General features: G+C 72.1%; 9 protein-coding genes and 1 pseudogene. 4 read left to right on the top strand and 6 right to left on the bottom strand.

Going from position 1 to position 15,308, the window contains the following annotated elements:
* Nucleotides 1-4: 4 nt before the first annotated feature.
* The 5 genes from RKD20_RS03425 to RKD20_RS03405 all read right to left on the bottom strand — a co-directional run bounded on the left by RKD20_RS03425 (nt 5) and on the right by RKD20_RS03405 (nt 5,590).
* The gene (locus tag RKD20_RS03425) at nt 5-979 is read right to left on the bottom strand and encodes a polyprenyl synthetase family protein (protein ID WP_424876322.1); all 975 of its coding nucleotides are present in this window, start codon (nt 977-979) and stop codon (nt 5-7) included.
* On the bottom strand, nt 976-2,016 hold the full coding sequence (locus RKD20_RS03420; RefSeq protein WP_424876321.1) for a tetratricopeptide repeat protein: 1,041 nt from the start codon (nt 2,014-2,016) through the stop codon (nt 976-978). The genes RKD20_RS03425 and RKD20_RS03420 overlap by 4 nt, the downstream gene beginning before the upstream one ends.
* Nucleotides 2,017-2,187: 171 nt before the next feature.
* Nucleotides 2,188-2,865, bottom strand: coding sequence for an AIM24 family protein (locus tag RKD20_RS03415; RefSeq protein WP_424876320.1), 678 nt, complete (start codon nt 2,863-2,865; stop codon nt 2,188-2,190).
* A 56-nt stretch (nt 2,866-2,921) separates the two neighbouring features.
* Nucleotides 2,922-4,313 (bottom strand): CAP domain-containing protein, encoded by a 1,392-nt coding sequence (locus RKD20_RS03410; RefSeq protein ID WP_424876319.1) that lies wholly within the window; start codon nt 4,311-4,313, stop codon nt 2,922-2,924.
* A 68-nt stretch (nt 4,314-4,381) separates the two neighbouring features.
* The gene (locus RKD20_RS03405; protein ID WP_424876318.1) at nt 4,382-5,590 is read right to left on the bottom strand and encodes a serine hydrolase domain-containing protein; all 1,209 of its coding nucleotides are present in this window, start codon (nt 5,588-5,590) and stop codon (nt 4,382-4,384) included.
* A 175-nt stretch (nt 5,591-5,765) separates the two neighbouring features.
* Here RKD20_RS03405 and RKD20_RS03400 point away from each other — a divergent pair.
* The 4 genes and pseudogenes from RKD20_RS03400 (at nt 5,766) to RKD20_RS03385 (ending at nt 12,336) form a co-directional block, all read left to right on the top strand.
* A pseudogene (locus RKD20_RS03400) lies at nt 5,766-6,945 on the top strand (ROK family protein).
* A 53-nt stretch (nt 6,946-6,998) separates the two neighbouring features.
* Nucleotides 6,999-8,777: an alpha-galactosidase D gene (locus tag RKD20_RS03395; RefSeq protein ID WP_424876317.1), complete on the top strand. Its 1,779-nt coding sequence runs from the start codon at nt 6,999-7,001 to the stop codon at nt 8,775-8,777.
* 20 nt (nt 8,778-8,797) lie between these two features.
* Entirely contained in the window at nt 8,798-11,134 is a 2,337-nt protein-coding gene (locus RKD20_RS03390) for a glycosyl hydrolase family 95 catalytic domain-containing protein (RefSeq protein ID WP_424876316.1), read from the top strand.
* Nucleotides 11,131-12,336 carry an SGNH/GDSL hydrolase family protein gene (locus RKD20_RS03385; protein ID WP_424876315.1) on the top strand — a complete coding sequence of 402 codons (1,206 nt, stop codon included), beginning with the start codon at nt 11,131-11,133 and terminating at the stop codon, nt 12,334-12,336. Before RKD20_RS03390 ends, RKD20_RS03385 begins: the two co-directional genes overlap by 4 nt.
* Before the next feature lie 7 nt (nt 12,337-12,343).
* Here the strand turns inward: RKD20_RS03385 and RKD20_RS03380 are convergent, their stop codons facing one another.
* On the bottom strand, nt 12,344-15,295 hold the full coding sequence (locus RKD20_RS03380) for a helix-turn-helix transcriptional regulator (RefSeq protein WP_424876314.1): 2,952 nt from the start codon (nt 15,293-15,295) through the stop codon (nt 12,344-12,346).
* Nucleotides 15,296-15,308 lie beyond the last annotated feature (13 nt).

Here is a 15,308-nt window from a genome sequence, read left to right as displayed (position 1 = left end):
GGTATCAGAGATCCCGCCGCAGGAGATAGTCCAGCAGGGGCCGCAGCTCGTACGCCGTCTCCGCGCGGGCCATGCGAAGGCGGGCTTCGGCGAGGGCGGCCGTTCTGCCGCCGCACTCCTCGACCAGGGCGGCGATCTCCTGAGGGGCTCCGTCCGACTCCAGGAGCCGCGCCAGGCGTGCCGCGGCGGGAGTCGGTGAGTCGAGCGCGGTGAGCACCGGGAACGTCTTCTTCCGCTCCCGCAGATCGCCGTGCACCGGCTTGCCCGTGGTCAGGGGATCGCCCCAGATGCCCAGGACGTCGTCGACGATCTGGAAGGCGACCCCCAGATGCCGTCCGGCCCGGTCCAGCGCGGCCACCGTGGCCGGGGGCGCCCCGCCGAGCAGGGCGCCCAGCGCCGCCGCGCAGCCCAGCAGCGCCCCGGTCTTGTGCTCGGCCATGGCCCGGTACTCGTCCGGCCGCACCCGCTCAGGGCCGGTCCAGGGGCGGGTGGCGAACAGGAGGTCGTCCGCCTGCCCCCGCACCAGGTCGGACAGGGCCGCGGACAGCCGACGCAGGGCGTCGGAGCCGGCGTCGGCCAGGGTCTCGACGGCGAGAGCGAACAGGGCGTCGCCCGCGAGGACGGCGGGTCCGGTGCCGTACGCCTTCCACACCGTGGGGCGGCCGCGCCGGGCCGGGTCACCGTCCATGATGTCGTCGTGGAGCAGCGAGAAGACGTGCACCAGCTCCACCGCGACCGCCGCGGGCACCCCGGCCCGTGCGGGCGCGCCGGCCGCCTCGGCACCCAGCACGGCGAGCGCCTGCCGCACGCCCTTGCCGCCGGACGCCTCGGCCGGGGCGCCGCCGACCTCGCACCAGCCGAAGGAGTAGGCGGCCATCTCGCCCACCCAGGGGTGCAGCCGGCCGACCGCCTCCTGGAGTGCCGGTCGCACCAACGCGCGGCAGCGGGTGAGGACTTCGGGAGGGGCGAGCGTCGTCACCGTACCGCCTCAGTCCGCACGCCGAACTCCTCCTGGGCGCGGGTCACCATCTCGCGAGCGTGCCGCAGCCCGGTGCGCTCCAGCATGCGGGCCAGATCGTCCAGTTCGGCCGCGGTCTCGGCACGGTCGCGGCCCAGGCGGGCCAGTGCCTTGGCGAGCCCGAGCCGGGCCAGGGCCTCCCCGCGCGGTTCGCTCATGGCGCGGAACTCGGCGAGCGCCTGCTCGTACAGGTCGCGGGCCTCGGAGTAACGCCCAGCCCGGTAGAGGACGTTGCCGCGCATCTTGTGGTTGTAGGCCAGCGCGCTGGACAGGTTCATCTCCCGGCATGTCGTCTCCGCCTCGGACAGCAGGGCGAGGGCCCGTTCGGTGTCGCCGTCGCGGACGGAGGCGAGGTCGGCGAGCCCGCGCAGCGCCCAGGCGTGACCGCGCCGGTCGTCGGCGCCGGCGGCGATCTGGGCCGCCTCCTCGAACATGGCGAACGCGGTGTCGTAGGACCCGGTGTTGCGGTGCATCTGTGCGATGCCGGACAGCGCCCACACCGTGTGCCGTGCCTCGCCGCGCCGCCGGGCCTCGGCCAGCAACTGCTCGTGCAGCCGGCCGACGGCCTCGTAGTCGCCCTGGATGCGGCCGGTCTCGGCGAGACCCGCCAGCGAGTAACCGCGCACGACGACGTCCCCGCCCCGCTCACCGAGCTCGGCCGCGAGTCCCAACAGCCGCCGGGCCAGGGAGAACTGGCCACGCTGCCGGGCCAGTGTGCCACCGCTCCACAGTGCCCAGGCCATGGCCGCGGTGTCCCCGGCCCGGCGGGCGGCCCGGTAACTCGCCTTCCAGGCCCGGTCGGCGTCGGCGACCTGACCGAGCCTGCGCTGCGCCTCGGCGACCGCGAGTCCGGAGCGCGCGGCCTCCCCGTGCCGTCCGGCCCGCTCGGCCGCTCTCAACTGCTCGGTGCCGGCGGCCAGGACGTCGTCCAGCGAGGAGTTCACGGAGAGAGCGGTGAGCGCGCCCTGGTACTCCGGGGCGAATGCCTTGCCGTACATGTATGCCTTTCCGTCCGTATACACCTCATCTATACATGCTGTGTATACATGGTGTGCATAGTGCCTTGAAAATGAGCCCCGACCCTGAGGTCGGGGCGTCATCCGTTGCCGGTCAAGACGAGGACGGAGCCGGACGGGTTGCCTGTGAGGCGCAGATCACTGCCTGGGACCTCAGTGCTGCTGTGCCTTCTGCGGGGTCGCCTCGCTCGGCCGTACGACGACATATCCCGAGCCCTGGAGCATCAGTTGCACCGCCTCCCCGGAGCCGCCGCGCAGCATCGACCCGATGGACTGCGAGCGGTGCAGCGAGGTGCCCAGACCCGCGGTCCAGCCGACGACCGCGTCCGTGTCGACGTACACCGGGAAGTCCGCCGAGACCGGGATCACCAGGGGGTTGCCCTCACAGACCAGTCCGAGCCTGCCGTGGCCGGTGAAGACACTGTTGAACAGACCGCCACCGGCGATGCCGGCGCCCTTCACGGTCGATATCCGGTACGCCAACGAGGCGTCGAAACACAGGACGTTGCGGCCGTTGACCGTGAACTCGTCTCCGGGCTCCACGTCGACGATGAAGCAGTTCTGGGCCTCGTGCGCGAACCAGGCCTCGCCCTGTCCGCGCACCGCCATCAGCGGCAGCCCCTCGCCGGTGACGGCCCGCTTGAGCATGCCGCCCACGCCCTGGCCCTTGCGCTCGAACTGGAGATTGCCGCGGTAGGCGACCATCGCCCCCTGGCGGGCGAGCATCTCGCCGTGCACCGCGTACCTGATGCACTTGGCGTTCTCGACCGTCATGCCCGGCGCCGTGGCCGGCTGCACCATGTGCTCACTGGAAAACAGGTCACCCTTCATGGGTGCATCCTGGCCCGGAGGGATCCCCTCCGCCAAGATCCCCTCAGGTACGGGAATCAGGCGCCGAACAGCTGGGTCCAGTACGTGCCCGCCGGGCCGCCGCCCGCGAAGCCGATCCCGATGTGGGTGAAGTCGGGCTTCAGGATGTTGGCGCGGTGACCGGGACTGTTCATCCAGCCCTCGACGACCTCGGCGGCGGAGCGCTGGCCGCACGCTATGTTCTCCCCGATCGAGCGCCGTGCGGAGCCCGCGGCGGCCGCCCGGTCCCAGGGCTGGGTGCCCTCGGGCGAGGTGTGGGAGTAGAAGGCGCGCACCGCCATGTCGTTGCTGTACGCCTGCGCGGCACGGGCCAGCAGGGGATCGACGGCGAGCGGCGGGAGCCCGGCCCGGGCACGCTCGCGGTTGGTGAGGCCGACGACCTCGTCCGCGGTCCGCGTGAGGGCGTCTGGCGTGAGCGGCCTGGCCCACAGCGCTGTCCAGTACGTGTCGCCGGAGCGGCCGTCGGCGTGCGCCAGACCGACATGGCTGAAGGCCGGGTCGTGCAGGGTCCGCCGGGGCTGCTCGGTGCGCAGACAGTACTCGACGAGCTCGGAGGGGTTGCGGGGGCCGGAGACGAGGTGCTCTCCGACGGTGAGGTACGCGTAGCCGGTGGCGGTGAGCCGCTGGAAGACGGAAACCCCGTCCGCGCCCTCGACACCGAGCCGGCCCGCGGAGGCCATGGCCGAGGCGTGGGCGCGGGCGGCTTCGGTCAGCCGGGGATCGAGGGTGACGGGGGATGAACCGGCCGTGGAGCGGGCGGAGTTGACGAGGGTGAGGAAGGTGGCCGCGTCGGGGGAGGGAGCGGGCGCAGGGAGCGCCGGTGCCGGGCGTGGCGTGGAGGAGGCCGGTGCGGTCCGGAACGCGGGAGCGGGGGCGGGGCGGGTCCGCGACGCCACCGGTGATGCGGAGGGCACCGGGGCCGCCGGAGTGTCGTCCACGACGTCCACCCCGAAGTCCCGTGCCAGCCCCGCCAGTCCGTCCGCGTAGCCCTGCCCGAGCGCCCGCAGCTTCCAGCCGTCGCCCCGCCGGTAGATCTCCGCGAGCAGCAGCACGGTCTCCTGGCGTGGCCGCGAGGGCGCGAACCGGGCGAGCGGGCGACCGCCCGGGCCCGTGACCTGGAGGACCGGCGCGGGGAGCCGGCCCAGGGGAGTGCCGGGGTCGGCCGGGCTGACGACCACCGTGATCCTGTCGGCACCCGCGCGCAACCGGCGGGGTTCGACGGTCAGTGTGTCGCCGGAGAGCCGGGCGCCGGGTGCGGAGGGCTGGTTGTAGAACACGAAATCCGCGTCGCCCCGCACCTTGCCGCCCTCGTCCGTGACGAGGGCGGCAAGGTCGAAGGGGCCGGGCACCCGCACGGTGACGGCCCCTTCGGGGAGGGGCAGATTGCCCCCGGGAACCAACTCGCTCATCGTGCCGCCCTGATGTCGTCGTCCGCCGGGAGAACGGACATCGGGGCACGGGGGTTCCCGGCCCGCGCTCAGTCCACCGTGAGCGCCGGCGCCACGTCCTCGTGCCGCTCCACCGGCGTCTTGCCGTGCGGAGGCTTGACGGCCTTGACCGTCTTGCCGCAGAACGCGGAGTCCAGGGTGCGCAGCATCGTGTTGAGGACCGTGCCGTTGTTGGACGTGTTGGCGACCGCGGCCAGAGAACGCTTGCCGTCCTTCGAGGCGAACGCGTACGTGTAGAACCCCTGTACGGCACCGGTGTGGCCGTACACCGAGACCCCGCACGACAGATCGCGGCGGCGCAGCCCGAGCCCGTACGCCTGACCGCTGCCCGACGCCGGCATCCACCGCTCCATCTGCGCCAGTTGTGCGGCCGAGGTGAGCCGGCCGCCGAGCAGGGCGGACAGAAAGGTGTTCAGGTCCCGGGTGCTGGAGATGAGCCCGCCCGCGCTCTGCGCCCACGACACGGTCTGTTCGGTCGCGTCGACGAGCGGGGCGCCCGCCTGGTCCGGGGTGAGATAGCCGCGGGCGTGACGGCCGGGGATCTTCATGCCGGGGTGCACGTAGAACGTGTCGCTCAGCTTCAGCGGCGCGATGATCCGGTTCTCGTACTCGGTCCGCACCGGGTTCCCGGTCAGCTTCTCGATGAGCATCCCGGCGACGACGAAGTTGGTGTTGGAGTACGAGTACACCGCGCCCGGCGCGTTCGTGCGCGCTCGGCCGAGCGAGAGCTTCACCAGGTCCAGAGGTGTGAAGACCTTCTTGCGGACCGCCTCGAACCCGGGGACCGTGTGGGCGAACATGTCGTTCGTGTAGTCGTACAGACCGCTGCGGTGGCCCAGGACGTGCCGCACCGTGATCCGGTCGTCCGGCAGCAGCCCGGGCAGATACCGGTTGACCGGCGCGTCGAGACTCAGCTTCTTCTCGTCGACCAGTTGGAGCAGCACGACGGCGGTGAAGGTCTTCGTGACGCTGCCGATGCGGAACCGGTCGGCGTCGCCCATCGCCCGCCCGCTCCCGCGGTCCGCGACACCGGCCGCGGCCTGGTACACCGTGCCTCCGTCGTCGATCCGGGCCATGGAACCCGGCGCGCCCTGGGCCAGCGCGGAACGCAACACGCCGCGCAGACCTGCGAGATCCACCGCGGGCGCGGTGGGTGAATCGGCGTGGGCGGGGACCGCGAGAAGGGGCAGCAGAACCGCTCCGGCCACCGCCCCGACCACCACTCGTACTGATGCCATCCGACTGATCTCCTGTCGCTTCGTCAGTTCCGGTACGGATGCGGAGAGTATGGCTGTGAAAAGTGCGAAAAGTGATGATTGGTCATCCGGTCGGCACAGGAGTCTCTTCGGGAACGCACAGCCGATCCTGCTTCTTTTATTGACGAAGGAAAAGAATCCCTCTAAGTTCCCGGCCATGCGCCCCACCCCTCGCGCCGAGACGTTTCCCGCCAACACACCCGCCGCCTCACAGGTGTTCACCACCGTGCTGTCCCAGGGCCCCCTGCCCCGCCTGGAGGTGGCCCGGCGCGTGGGCCTGTCCCCGGCCGCCGTCACCAAGGCGGTCCGCCCGCTCATCGAGGCCGGATACCTGGTGGAGGGCGTGGACGAGGAGGCCCGCCCGGCCCTCGGCCGCCCCGCGAACCTCGTACGGGTCGACGGAGGACGCGCCCTCTTCATCGGCGTCAAGGTCACCGGCGACGAGATCATCGGGGTCCTCGCCGACCTGTGCTGCCGTATCCGCGTAGTCCGGCGCCTGCCACTTCCTGGCCGCGACCCCAGGACGGTGCTGGAGAGCATCGCGGAGCTCACCCAGAAGCTCCTGGCCGAGACGGACGGCTCCACAGCCCCCGTTCTGGGCCTGGGCATCGCCGTCTCCGGCGATGTGGACCGGGCCGAGGGAACCGTCCGCTACTCGCCGTTCCTGGAGTGGCGCGACGTCCCGCTCGCCGAACTCGCCGCCATGACCACGGGGTTGCCGGTCACCGTCGACAACGACGTCCGCGCCCTGACGGTCGCCGAGCAGTGGTTCGGCGCCGGGGTGGGCCTGTCCGACTTCGCCGTGGTCACCGTGGGCGCGGGCATCGGCTGCGGCCTGGTGGTGCACGGCCGGGTGGTCGCCGGGGCGCACGGCGTGGCCGGGGAGATCGGCCATGTGACCGTCGATCCGGCCGGCCCGCCCTGCCACTGCGGCAACCGCGGCTGTGTCGAGGCGATCGCGGGGGAGGCCGCGATCCTCCGGCAGATCCGCGAGGCCACCGGCGCCGAACTCCCCGACGCCGAGGCGGCCCTGGCCCTGGCCCGCGAAGGCGTCGCCGCGGCCCGGGACGTGTACGCGCGCGCCGGCGAGGCGATCGGCCGGGGCATCGCCACCGTCGCCAACCTCCTCGGACCCGAACGCGTGATCATCTCCGGCGAGGGACTCGCCGCCTACGACCTGTTCGCCGAGCAGATCCGTGACGCCTTCGTCGCGGCCGCCTTCGGCTCCGCCGCCCAGTGCGACGTCCGCACCCATCCGCTGCCCTTCGACGAGTGGGCTCGCGGAGCCGCCGCCACCGCCCATCCAGTCCTTCATCGGCCCGGACACGGGCCGATAAGAAGCCGCATAAGAAGCCGCTCAAGAACCCGCACCCCATTGGAGGTACGACCCATGCGGTCATCCTCGTACTTCGCCATGCCCGCCAGAGCCCTGCTGGTGCTCGCCCTCACCGCGGTCGCGGTCCCCACCGCGCACGCCGCCGACACCCCCGCGCCCGCCCTCGCCGCCAAGCCCTACATGGGCTGGTCCAGCTGGAGCATGCAGTCCTCCAAGTACCCCGGCCTCAACCCGGACGGCGACTACAGCTACCTCACCGAGGCCAACGTCCTCAAGCAGACCGACGCCCTGGCCGCCAAGCTGAAGAAATACGGCTACGAGTACGTCAACATCGACGCCGGCTGGTGGATGGACAAGAGCTGGAAGTCCGGGTTCGACCAGTACGGCCGCCAGAAGCCCGACCCGGTCCGCTTCCCCCACGGCATGAGGGCCGTCGCCGACCGCATCCACGCCAAGGGCCTCAAGGCCGGCATCTACCTCCCGGCCGGCCTGGAGAAGGGGGCCTACGGCGACGGCAGGACCCCGATCCTGAACGCGGACGGCTGCACCACCGCCGACATCGTGTACGACGACCTGCGCACCACCAACGGCTGGGACAGCGCCTACAAGCTCGACTTCTCCAAGCCGTGCGCCGGCAAGTACATAGACTCCCAGGCCCAGTTGATCGCCGACTGGGGCTTCGACTTCCTCAAGCTCGACGGCGTCGGCCCCGGATCCGGCAAGAGCGGCGACCAGTACGACAACGTTGCCGACGTGGCCGCCTGGCACCAGGCGATAGCCGGCACCGGCCGCCCGATCCACCTCGAAGTCTCCTGGTCCCTCGACATCGGCCATGCCGCCGACTGGAAGAAGTACTCCCAGGGCTGGCGGATCGACACCGACGTCGAGTGCTACTGCAACACCCTCGTCAGCTGGGAGAACTCCGTCGACGACCGCTGGGACGACACCCCGGCCTGGACCCGGCACGCCGGACCCGGAGGCTGGAACGACCTCGACTCCCTCGACGTCGGCAACGGGCAGATGGACGGCCTCACCAAGGCCGAACGGCAGAGCTACGCGACCCTGTGGGCCATCGCCAAGTCCCCCCTGTACACCGGTGACGACCTCACCCGCCTCGACTCCTACGGGCTCTCCCTGCTGACCAACCGCGAGGTCATCGCGATCGACCAGGGCCCCAACCCGCCCGCCCAGCCGGTCACCCCGTCCGACCCGCAGCAGGTCTGGGCCGCGAAGAACCCCGACGGCACCTACACCGTCGCCCTGTTCAACCTCGCCGACGCCCCCGCCGCCGTCACCGCCGACTGGACCACCCTCGGCTTCACCGGCAAGGCGTCCGTCCGCGATCTGTGGAACCACGAGAACCTCGGCACCTACCAGAACAAGATCACCCAGGCCCTGCCCGCCCACGGCTCGCGCCTGTTCACGGTCACCCCGCGCGGCACCGCGGTCGCCCTCACGGGACACGAGGCCGAGTCCTCCGCCAACACCCTCGGCGGCAACGCCTCCGTCGCCGACTGCTCCGCCTGCTCCGACGGGAAGAAGGTGGGCAATCTGTACCTCGGCGGCAAGCTGACCTTCAACGACGTGATGGTCGCCCGGGCCGGCACCTACCAGATCAAGGTCTCCTACATCAGCGGTGACGCCCGCTCGGTGGACATCTCGGCGAACGGCGGCGGCGCCACCCGCCACAAGCTCCCCGCCACCGGCGACTGGGGGACCGTGGCGAGCGTGTACGTGCCCGTGACGCTCAAGGCCGGCGCCAACACGATCACCTTCGACAGCGGCACCGGCTATGCGCCGGACATCGACCGGATCGACGTACCGAAGTCCTGACCGAGCCACCAGGAGCCGCCATGACCCCCGCCCCCTCCAGACGCGGTGTCCTCGCGCTGACCGCCGCGCTCGCCGCCCTGCCCACCTTCAAGGCGACCGCAGCGCCGCAAAGACCGGTCGCCGCCCTCGACACCGACGCCCGCCACCGGTTGTGGTGGCAGGCCCCCGCCGACGAGCACTCGATGATCGAACAGGGCCTGCCCGTCGGCAACGGCCGCCTCGGCGCCCTCGTGAGCAACGACCCCGGCCGCGAACTCCTCCTCGTCACCGACGCCACCCTGTGGACCGGCGGCCTCAACGACACCCTCGACGCCGACGGCCAGTTCCCCTACGGCCGCCAGGACTTCGGCTCCTTCACCCTGCTGGCCCGGCTCGCCGTGGACATCCCCGACCACGACCTGTCCGCCGTCTCGGGCTACCGCCGCACCCTCGACCTCGCCCGGGGCGTGAACGAGACGTCGTACGTCCGCTCCGGGGTGGCCTACCGACGACAGATCTTCGCCAGCCACCCCGACGACGTCATCGTCCTGCACTTCACCCAGAGCGGGGGAGGCCGCTACACCGGCACGATCACCCTGGAGGGAACGCACGGCGAGGAGCCCGCGGTCTCCTTCGGGGCCACCCTCCCGAACGGACTGCGCTACGGAGCCGCGATCACCGCGTACGGCTCCGGCGGCAGCGTCACCGTCGAGGGCCCGCACATCGGCTTCACCGGGTGCAGGGAACTCACCGTCGTCCTGAGCGGCGGCACCAACTACGCACCCGACGCCGCCGCCCACTTCCGCGACTCCGCGCTCGACCCGCAGGAGCTCGCGCGCGCCAAGGTCCGCGCGGCCGCCCGGCACTCGGCGAGCAGCCTGCTGTCCACCCACACCGCCGACCACCACGCCCTGTTCGGGCAGTTGGACGTCTCGCTCGGCGCCTCCTCCGCCGAGCAGCGCGCCCTCGACACCTGGGAGCGGCTGCGCGCCCGTGCCCGGGACGGAGTGCCCGACCCCGAACTGGAGGCCCAGTACCTGCAGTTCGGCCGCTACCTGACGATCGCGGCCTCACGTGGCAGCCTGCCGCTTGCCCTGCAGGGGCTGTGGCTGGACGGCAACGACCCCGACTGGATGGGCGACTACCACACCGACATCAACCTCCAGATGAACTACTGGGCGACCGACCGGACCGGCCTGTCCCAGTGCTTCGACGCGTTCACGGACTACTGCGTGGCTCAACTGCCGTCCTGGAACGACCTCACCCGCAGGCTGTTCAACGACCCCCGCAACCGTTACCGCAACTCGACGGGCAAGAACGCCGGCTGGACGGTCGCCATCTCCACCAACCCCTTCGGCGGGGGCGGCTGGTGGTGGCACCCGGCGGGCAACGCCTGGCTGTGCAACTCCCTTTACGAGCACTATGAGTTCACCACCTCCCGGGCCCATCTGGAGAAGATCTACCCCCTCCTGAAGGGTGCCTGCGAGTTCTGGGAGGCACGCCTGCTGACCACGACCCTCCCGGGCACGTCACGGGAAGTCCTGGTCGCCGACAGCGACTGGTCGCCCGAACACGGCCCCCTCGACGCCAAGGGCATCACCTACGCCCAGGAACTCGTGTGGGCCCTGTTCGGCAACTACTGCACGGCCGCGGCCGCGTTGAAGAAGGACACGGGATTCGCCGCCGCGATCGCCGGCCTCCGCAAACGCCTCTACCTCCCGCAGGTCAGCCCCACCACGGGCTGGCTGGAGGAGTGGATGTCCCCCGACAACCTCGGCGAGACCACCCACCGCCACCTGTCCCCCCTCGTCGGACTCTTCCCCGGCGACCGCATCCGCCCCGACGGCTCCACCCCGGCCGAGATCGTCGAGGGAGCCACCGCCCTGCTCACCGCCCGCGGCATGGAGAGCTTCGGCTGGGCCAACGCCTGGCGCGCTCTGTGCTGGGCCCGCCTCAAGCACGCCGACAACGCCTACCAGCTGGTGGTCAACAACCTCCGGCCATCCAACGACGGCAGCAACGGCACCGCCTTCAACCTCTTCGACATCTACCAGGTGGAACAGGGCCGCGGAATCTTTCAGATCGACGCGAATCTGGGTACCCCTGCAGCGATGATCGAGATGCTGCTCTACTCCCGCCCCGGCCACCTGGAACTCCTGCCCGCCCTGCCCGACGCCTGGGCCACCTCCGGCTCCCTCAGCGGAGCGAACGCCCGCGGCGGCTTCGTCGTCGACCTACGCTGGCGGGATGGGAAACCGACCGAAGCACGGATCCGCAGTACCGGCGGCCGCACCACGACGGTCGCCCACGCGGGGAGCACCCGCACGGTGACACTCGAGCCCGGAGCCACGGTCACCCTGAAGGGCTTCGGCCGATGAGCCGCCGGACAGCCCGCTGGGCCCGGCTCCTCGCCGTCACGGTCGCGGCCGCGGCCCTGCGGGCCACGCCCGCACCGGCCGCCGTCAGCCCGCCCGACGGGGTGATCACCTGGGGCGCGAGCGCCTATTCCATCGGCGACTCGGCCGCCGACCGCGGCTACCGCATGGTGGTCCACACCAGCGTCGGCGGCCGGGACCCCCGCATCCGGCTCTCCAACGCGTTCGGCCACCAGCCGGTCACCTTCGACAGCGTCTACGCCGGCCTCCAGCTGAAGGATGCCGCGCTGGTGCGCGGCACCAACAGACGGCTCACCTTCGACGGCTCGTCCTCCGTCACCGTGGAACCCGGCGCCACGGTGTACAGCGACCCGCTGGCCGGCACGCTGGCCGCCGGGTCGAACCTCGTCGTCAGCCTCCACAGCCCGGACGCCGCGGGCCCGGCCACCGGTCACTGGATGGCCCTGCAGACGTCGTACGCCACCCGGGGCGACCACACCGCCGAGGAGAGCGGCGCCCACTGGACCGAGAGCATCGGCTCGTGGTTCTTCCTCGACGCGGTCTCGGTGCGCACGCCCGCGGCCACCGGTGCCGTCGTCGCGCTCGGCGACTCCATCACCGACGGCTGGCACTCCACCAGCGACCGCAACCGCCGCTGGCCCGACTACCTCGCCCGCCGTCTGCAGAAGGCGCACACCACGGTCAAGGGTGTGGCCGACGAGGGGATCTCCGGAAACAAGGTACTGGCCGACGGGGCCGGGCCGAGTGCCCTGAACCGGCTTGACCGGGACGTGCTCTCCCAGCCGGGCGTGCGCACCGTGTTCCTCTTCGAAGGCGTCAACGACCTCAAGGCCCACAGCGGGGTCACCGCGGCGGACCTGATCTCCGGCTACCGCGAGATCGTCGACCGGTCCCACGACGCCGGCAAGTGCGTGGTCGTCTCCACCATCGCTCCCTTCAAGGGCTGGCCGGAATGGGACCCGGCCGCCGAGGCCGTACGACAGGAGGTCAACGACTTCGTCCGGAGCCACAGCGACGAGTTCGACGCGGTCACCGACTTCGACCGGGTCCTGCGCAGCCCCTACGACCACGAGCGGATGCTCCCCGTCTTCGACGGCGGGGACCACATCCACCCCAACGACAAGGGAATGCAGGCCATGGCGGACTCCGTCGACCTGAACAGCCTGGACTGCGCCCGCCGCTGAGGACCCGTCAGCCGTGGGCCGTCGTCTCCGGGGCGATCAGCCCCTCGCGGTAGGCGACGGCCACGGCCTCGGTGCGGCTGGCCGCACCCAGCTTGGCGAGGATGTTGGAGACGTGCACGCTGGCCGTCTTGCCGGTGATGAACAGCTCCTCGCCGATCTGGCGGTTGCTGCGTCCCCGGGCGAGCAGCCGCATCACGTCCTGCTCGCGGGCGGTCAGCGGCGACGCGGTGGGCACGGCCCCGGCCTCGGTGAGCCTGCCGCGCCGGATCAGCTCGTCCGCCTGCTCCAGCAGCACCGTGGCACCGAGCCGGGCGAACACCTCACGCGCCGTCCGCGCCTCGGTCGCGGCCTCCTCACGCCGATCGGCGGCGAGCAGGGCCTCGGCGTACCGCAGGCGGCAGCGCGCCGGTTCGTACACGTCACCGAAGTCGAACGCGGCGACCGCCTTCGCCCAGGCCCCGGCATCCGGCCCCGAGGCGGCCCGGCTCCACTCCGCCTCGGCCCGGGCCAGCCATGCCTGTCCCTCCGGGCCCTGCGGTATCCCGCCCTCGCCGTGCACGGCGGTGGTCCTGGCCAGCTCCACCAGCCCGGTCGCGGTCTCCGCCCAGCGACCCGCCCCTGCCTGGTCCCCCTTCAGACGCAGATCGGTGGCCCGGTCGGCGACCGCGGACAACGCGAGCGTGGCCAGCCGGACGGTGACATGGGGAGGGGTCCCCATCTCGTCGGCCAGTGCCGCGACCGTTGACCGCATCCGCGCCACCGCCTCCTCCGCGTCGCCCCGCAGCGCCGCCGCGTCGGTCAGCGCGATGCCCGCGACAAGCGTGGCCATCCAGTCGAACGGCCCCTCCAGCAAAGCCCGGGCCCGGTCGACAGCCCTGGAGTCGCCGCGTGCGAGCGCCACGTACAGCGCGGGCGCCATCGTGTACCCGCCGGCCGCGGGCAGCACCTCGGCATCGACGTTCGCCGCGCGGACGCAGTCGTCCCAGCGCCCCAGCGTGTACAGCACCAGCAGGTGCAGGTAGCGCATCTCCATCGGATACGGTGACGACAGCAGCCCGGCGCGACGGGCCCGGTCCAGGCCTTCGGTGAGCCAGGGCAGACACTCGTCGAGCTGCCCGGACTCGAAGCAGCCGATGGCGAGATTGAACAGCGCGCGCATCTCCACGGGCGTGTTGCACGCCTCGCGGGCCAGCTCCCGGGCCTGCCGCAGCCGCTCCCGCCCCGCCGGAGTACGGCGGCCGCCGCCCTCCAGGACGGCCAGGGAGATCAGCAGATCCGCCTGGGCGTCCGGCACGCCCAACCGCTCGGCGATGCCGAGGGCCTGCCGGGCGACCCGCAGCGCCACCTCGTTCTCCCCGACCTGCCGGGCCGCCAGCACATGGGTCGCCGCGGCCCACACCCAGGTACGGGACGGGGGCTCGGCGGGGATCATGGCGAGCGCCTCGCTGCTGTAGGCGAAGGCGGCGGTGAGGTTGTCGACGCTCATCAGGTTCCCGGCGAGTGTGTAGCGCACCCGGGCGGCGAGTTCGGAGTCGGCCTCCTGACCGACGCCGACGAGCGCGGCACGCGTGAGCGAGACCGCCCGGTGCAGTTCGCCGGCGTGCGCTGCCGCCGCCGAGGCCCGCAGCATCAGCCGGACCCGGTCGACCCCCTCACCCGAGGGCCGCGCGGACGGCTCCACCGCCGACCACAGGTCGAGGGCCGCCTCCAGATGCCGTAGCTCCTCGGCGGGTGCCCCCACCCGCTCGGCGTGGTCCGCGGCCTCCACGGAGGCGGCGAGCGCGGGGGCGAGGTCATGGCTCTCGCGGTAGTGATGGGCCCGCTCCGCCGCGCTCTCGGCCCGGTGCCCCCGCCCGTCGAGCAGCCGGGCGAAAGCCCCGTGCAGCCGCGCCCGCTCACCCGGGAGCAGATCGGCGTACACGGCCTCACGGGCGAGGGCGTGCCGGAACGTGTAGGTGTCTGCCTCGCCCGGCACCAGGACCTGCCGCCCGACGGCCTCGCGCAGGGCCGTCTCCAGTTCCTCCTCGGGCAGTCGAACGGCATCCCGCAGCAGGTCGTGCTCGACGCGCCGCCCGGCCACGGCGGCGGTACGCAGCACCTGCTGAGCGGTGTCGGACAGCTGCTCGAACCGGATCAGCAGCACATCGGCGAGCCCACTGGGGACCCCGCCCTGGCCGCTCCCCATGGCGGCGAGCAGTTCCTCGGCGTAGAAGGCGTTGCCCTCGGCCCGCTCGACGATCCGCCGCACCGTGGTGTCCGGCAGGGGTCCCTCGCGCAGGGCCCGCACCAGCCGGGCCACCTCACTGTCGGCCATCGGCCGCAACTCCAGCCGCTCCACGGCGGGCAGCCGCACGAGCTCGGCGAGCAGCGGCCGCAACGGGTGCCGCCGGTGCAGGTCGTCGGCCCGGTACGAGGCGAGAACGGCCAGCCGGTGGGTGGGCGCGCCGCCTGCCGAGCGCTGCAGGATCCCGCGGCTGAGCAGGAACCGCAGCAGATCCCGGGACGACTGGTCGGCCCAGTGCAGATCCTCCAGGACGAGCAGCAGCGGGGCGATGTCCGAGAGATCGGCGAGCAGCCCGGCGATCCCCTCGAACAGCCGCAGCCGCCCACCGGAGTCCCCGGCGGAGCCGCCGCCCAACAGCCGCTCCACCACCGGGTACGCGGCGAGCGCACCGGCGAACCGCTCGTCCTGCGCGAGCACCCCGAGCACCTCGGTGAAGGGGAGGTACGGCAACCCGACATCACCGAGATCGACACAGTGTCCGGCGAGCACGGTCATCCCGGCCGCCGCGGCCCGCCCGCTGACCTCGTCCAGCAACCGCGTCTTGCCGACCCCGGCGTCCCCGGCGACGAGAACGGCCCGGGCTTCCCCGCCCCGGGCCCGCTCCAGCACACCGGACAGCCGGGCGAGCTCGTCGTCCCGCCCGATGAGCGGCGTACTGATGGAGATCTGCGACACGCTTACATCCTGG

The sequence above is a fragment of the Streptomyces sp. SLBN-8D4 genome (genome assembly GCF_049739545.1).
Classification (GTDB): domain Bacteria; phylum Actinomycetota; class Actinomycetes; order Streptomycetales; family Streptomycetaceae; genus Streptomyces; species Streptomyces canus_C.
This window is presented reverse-complemented; position numbering and strand designations above follow the sequence as displayed.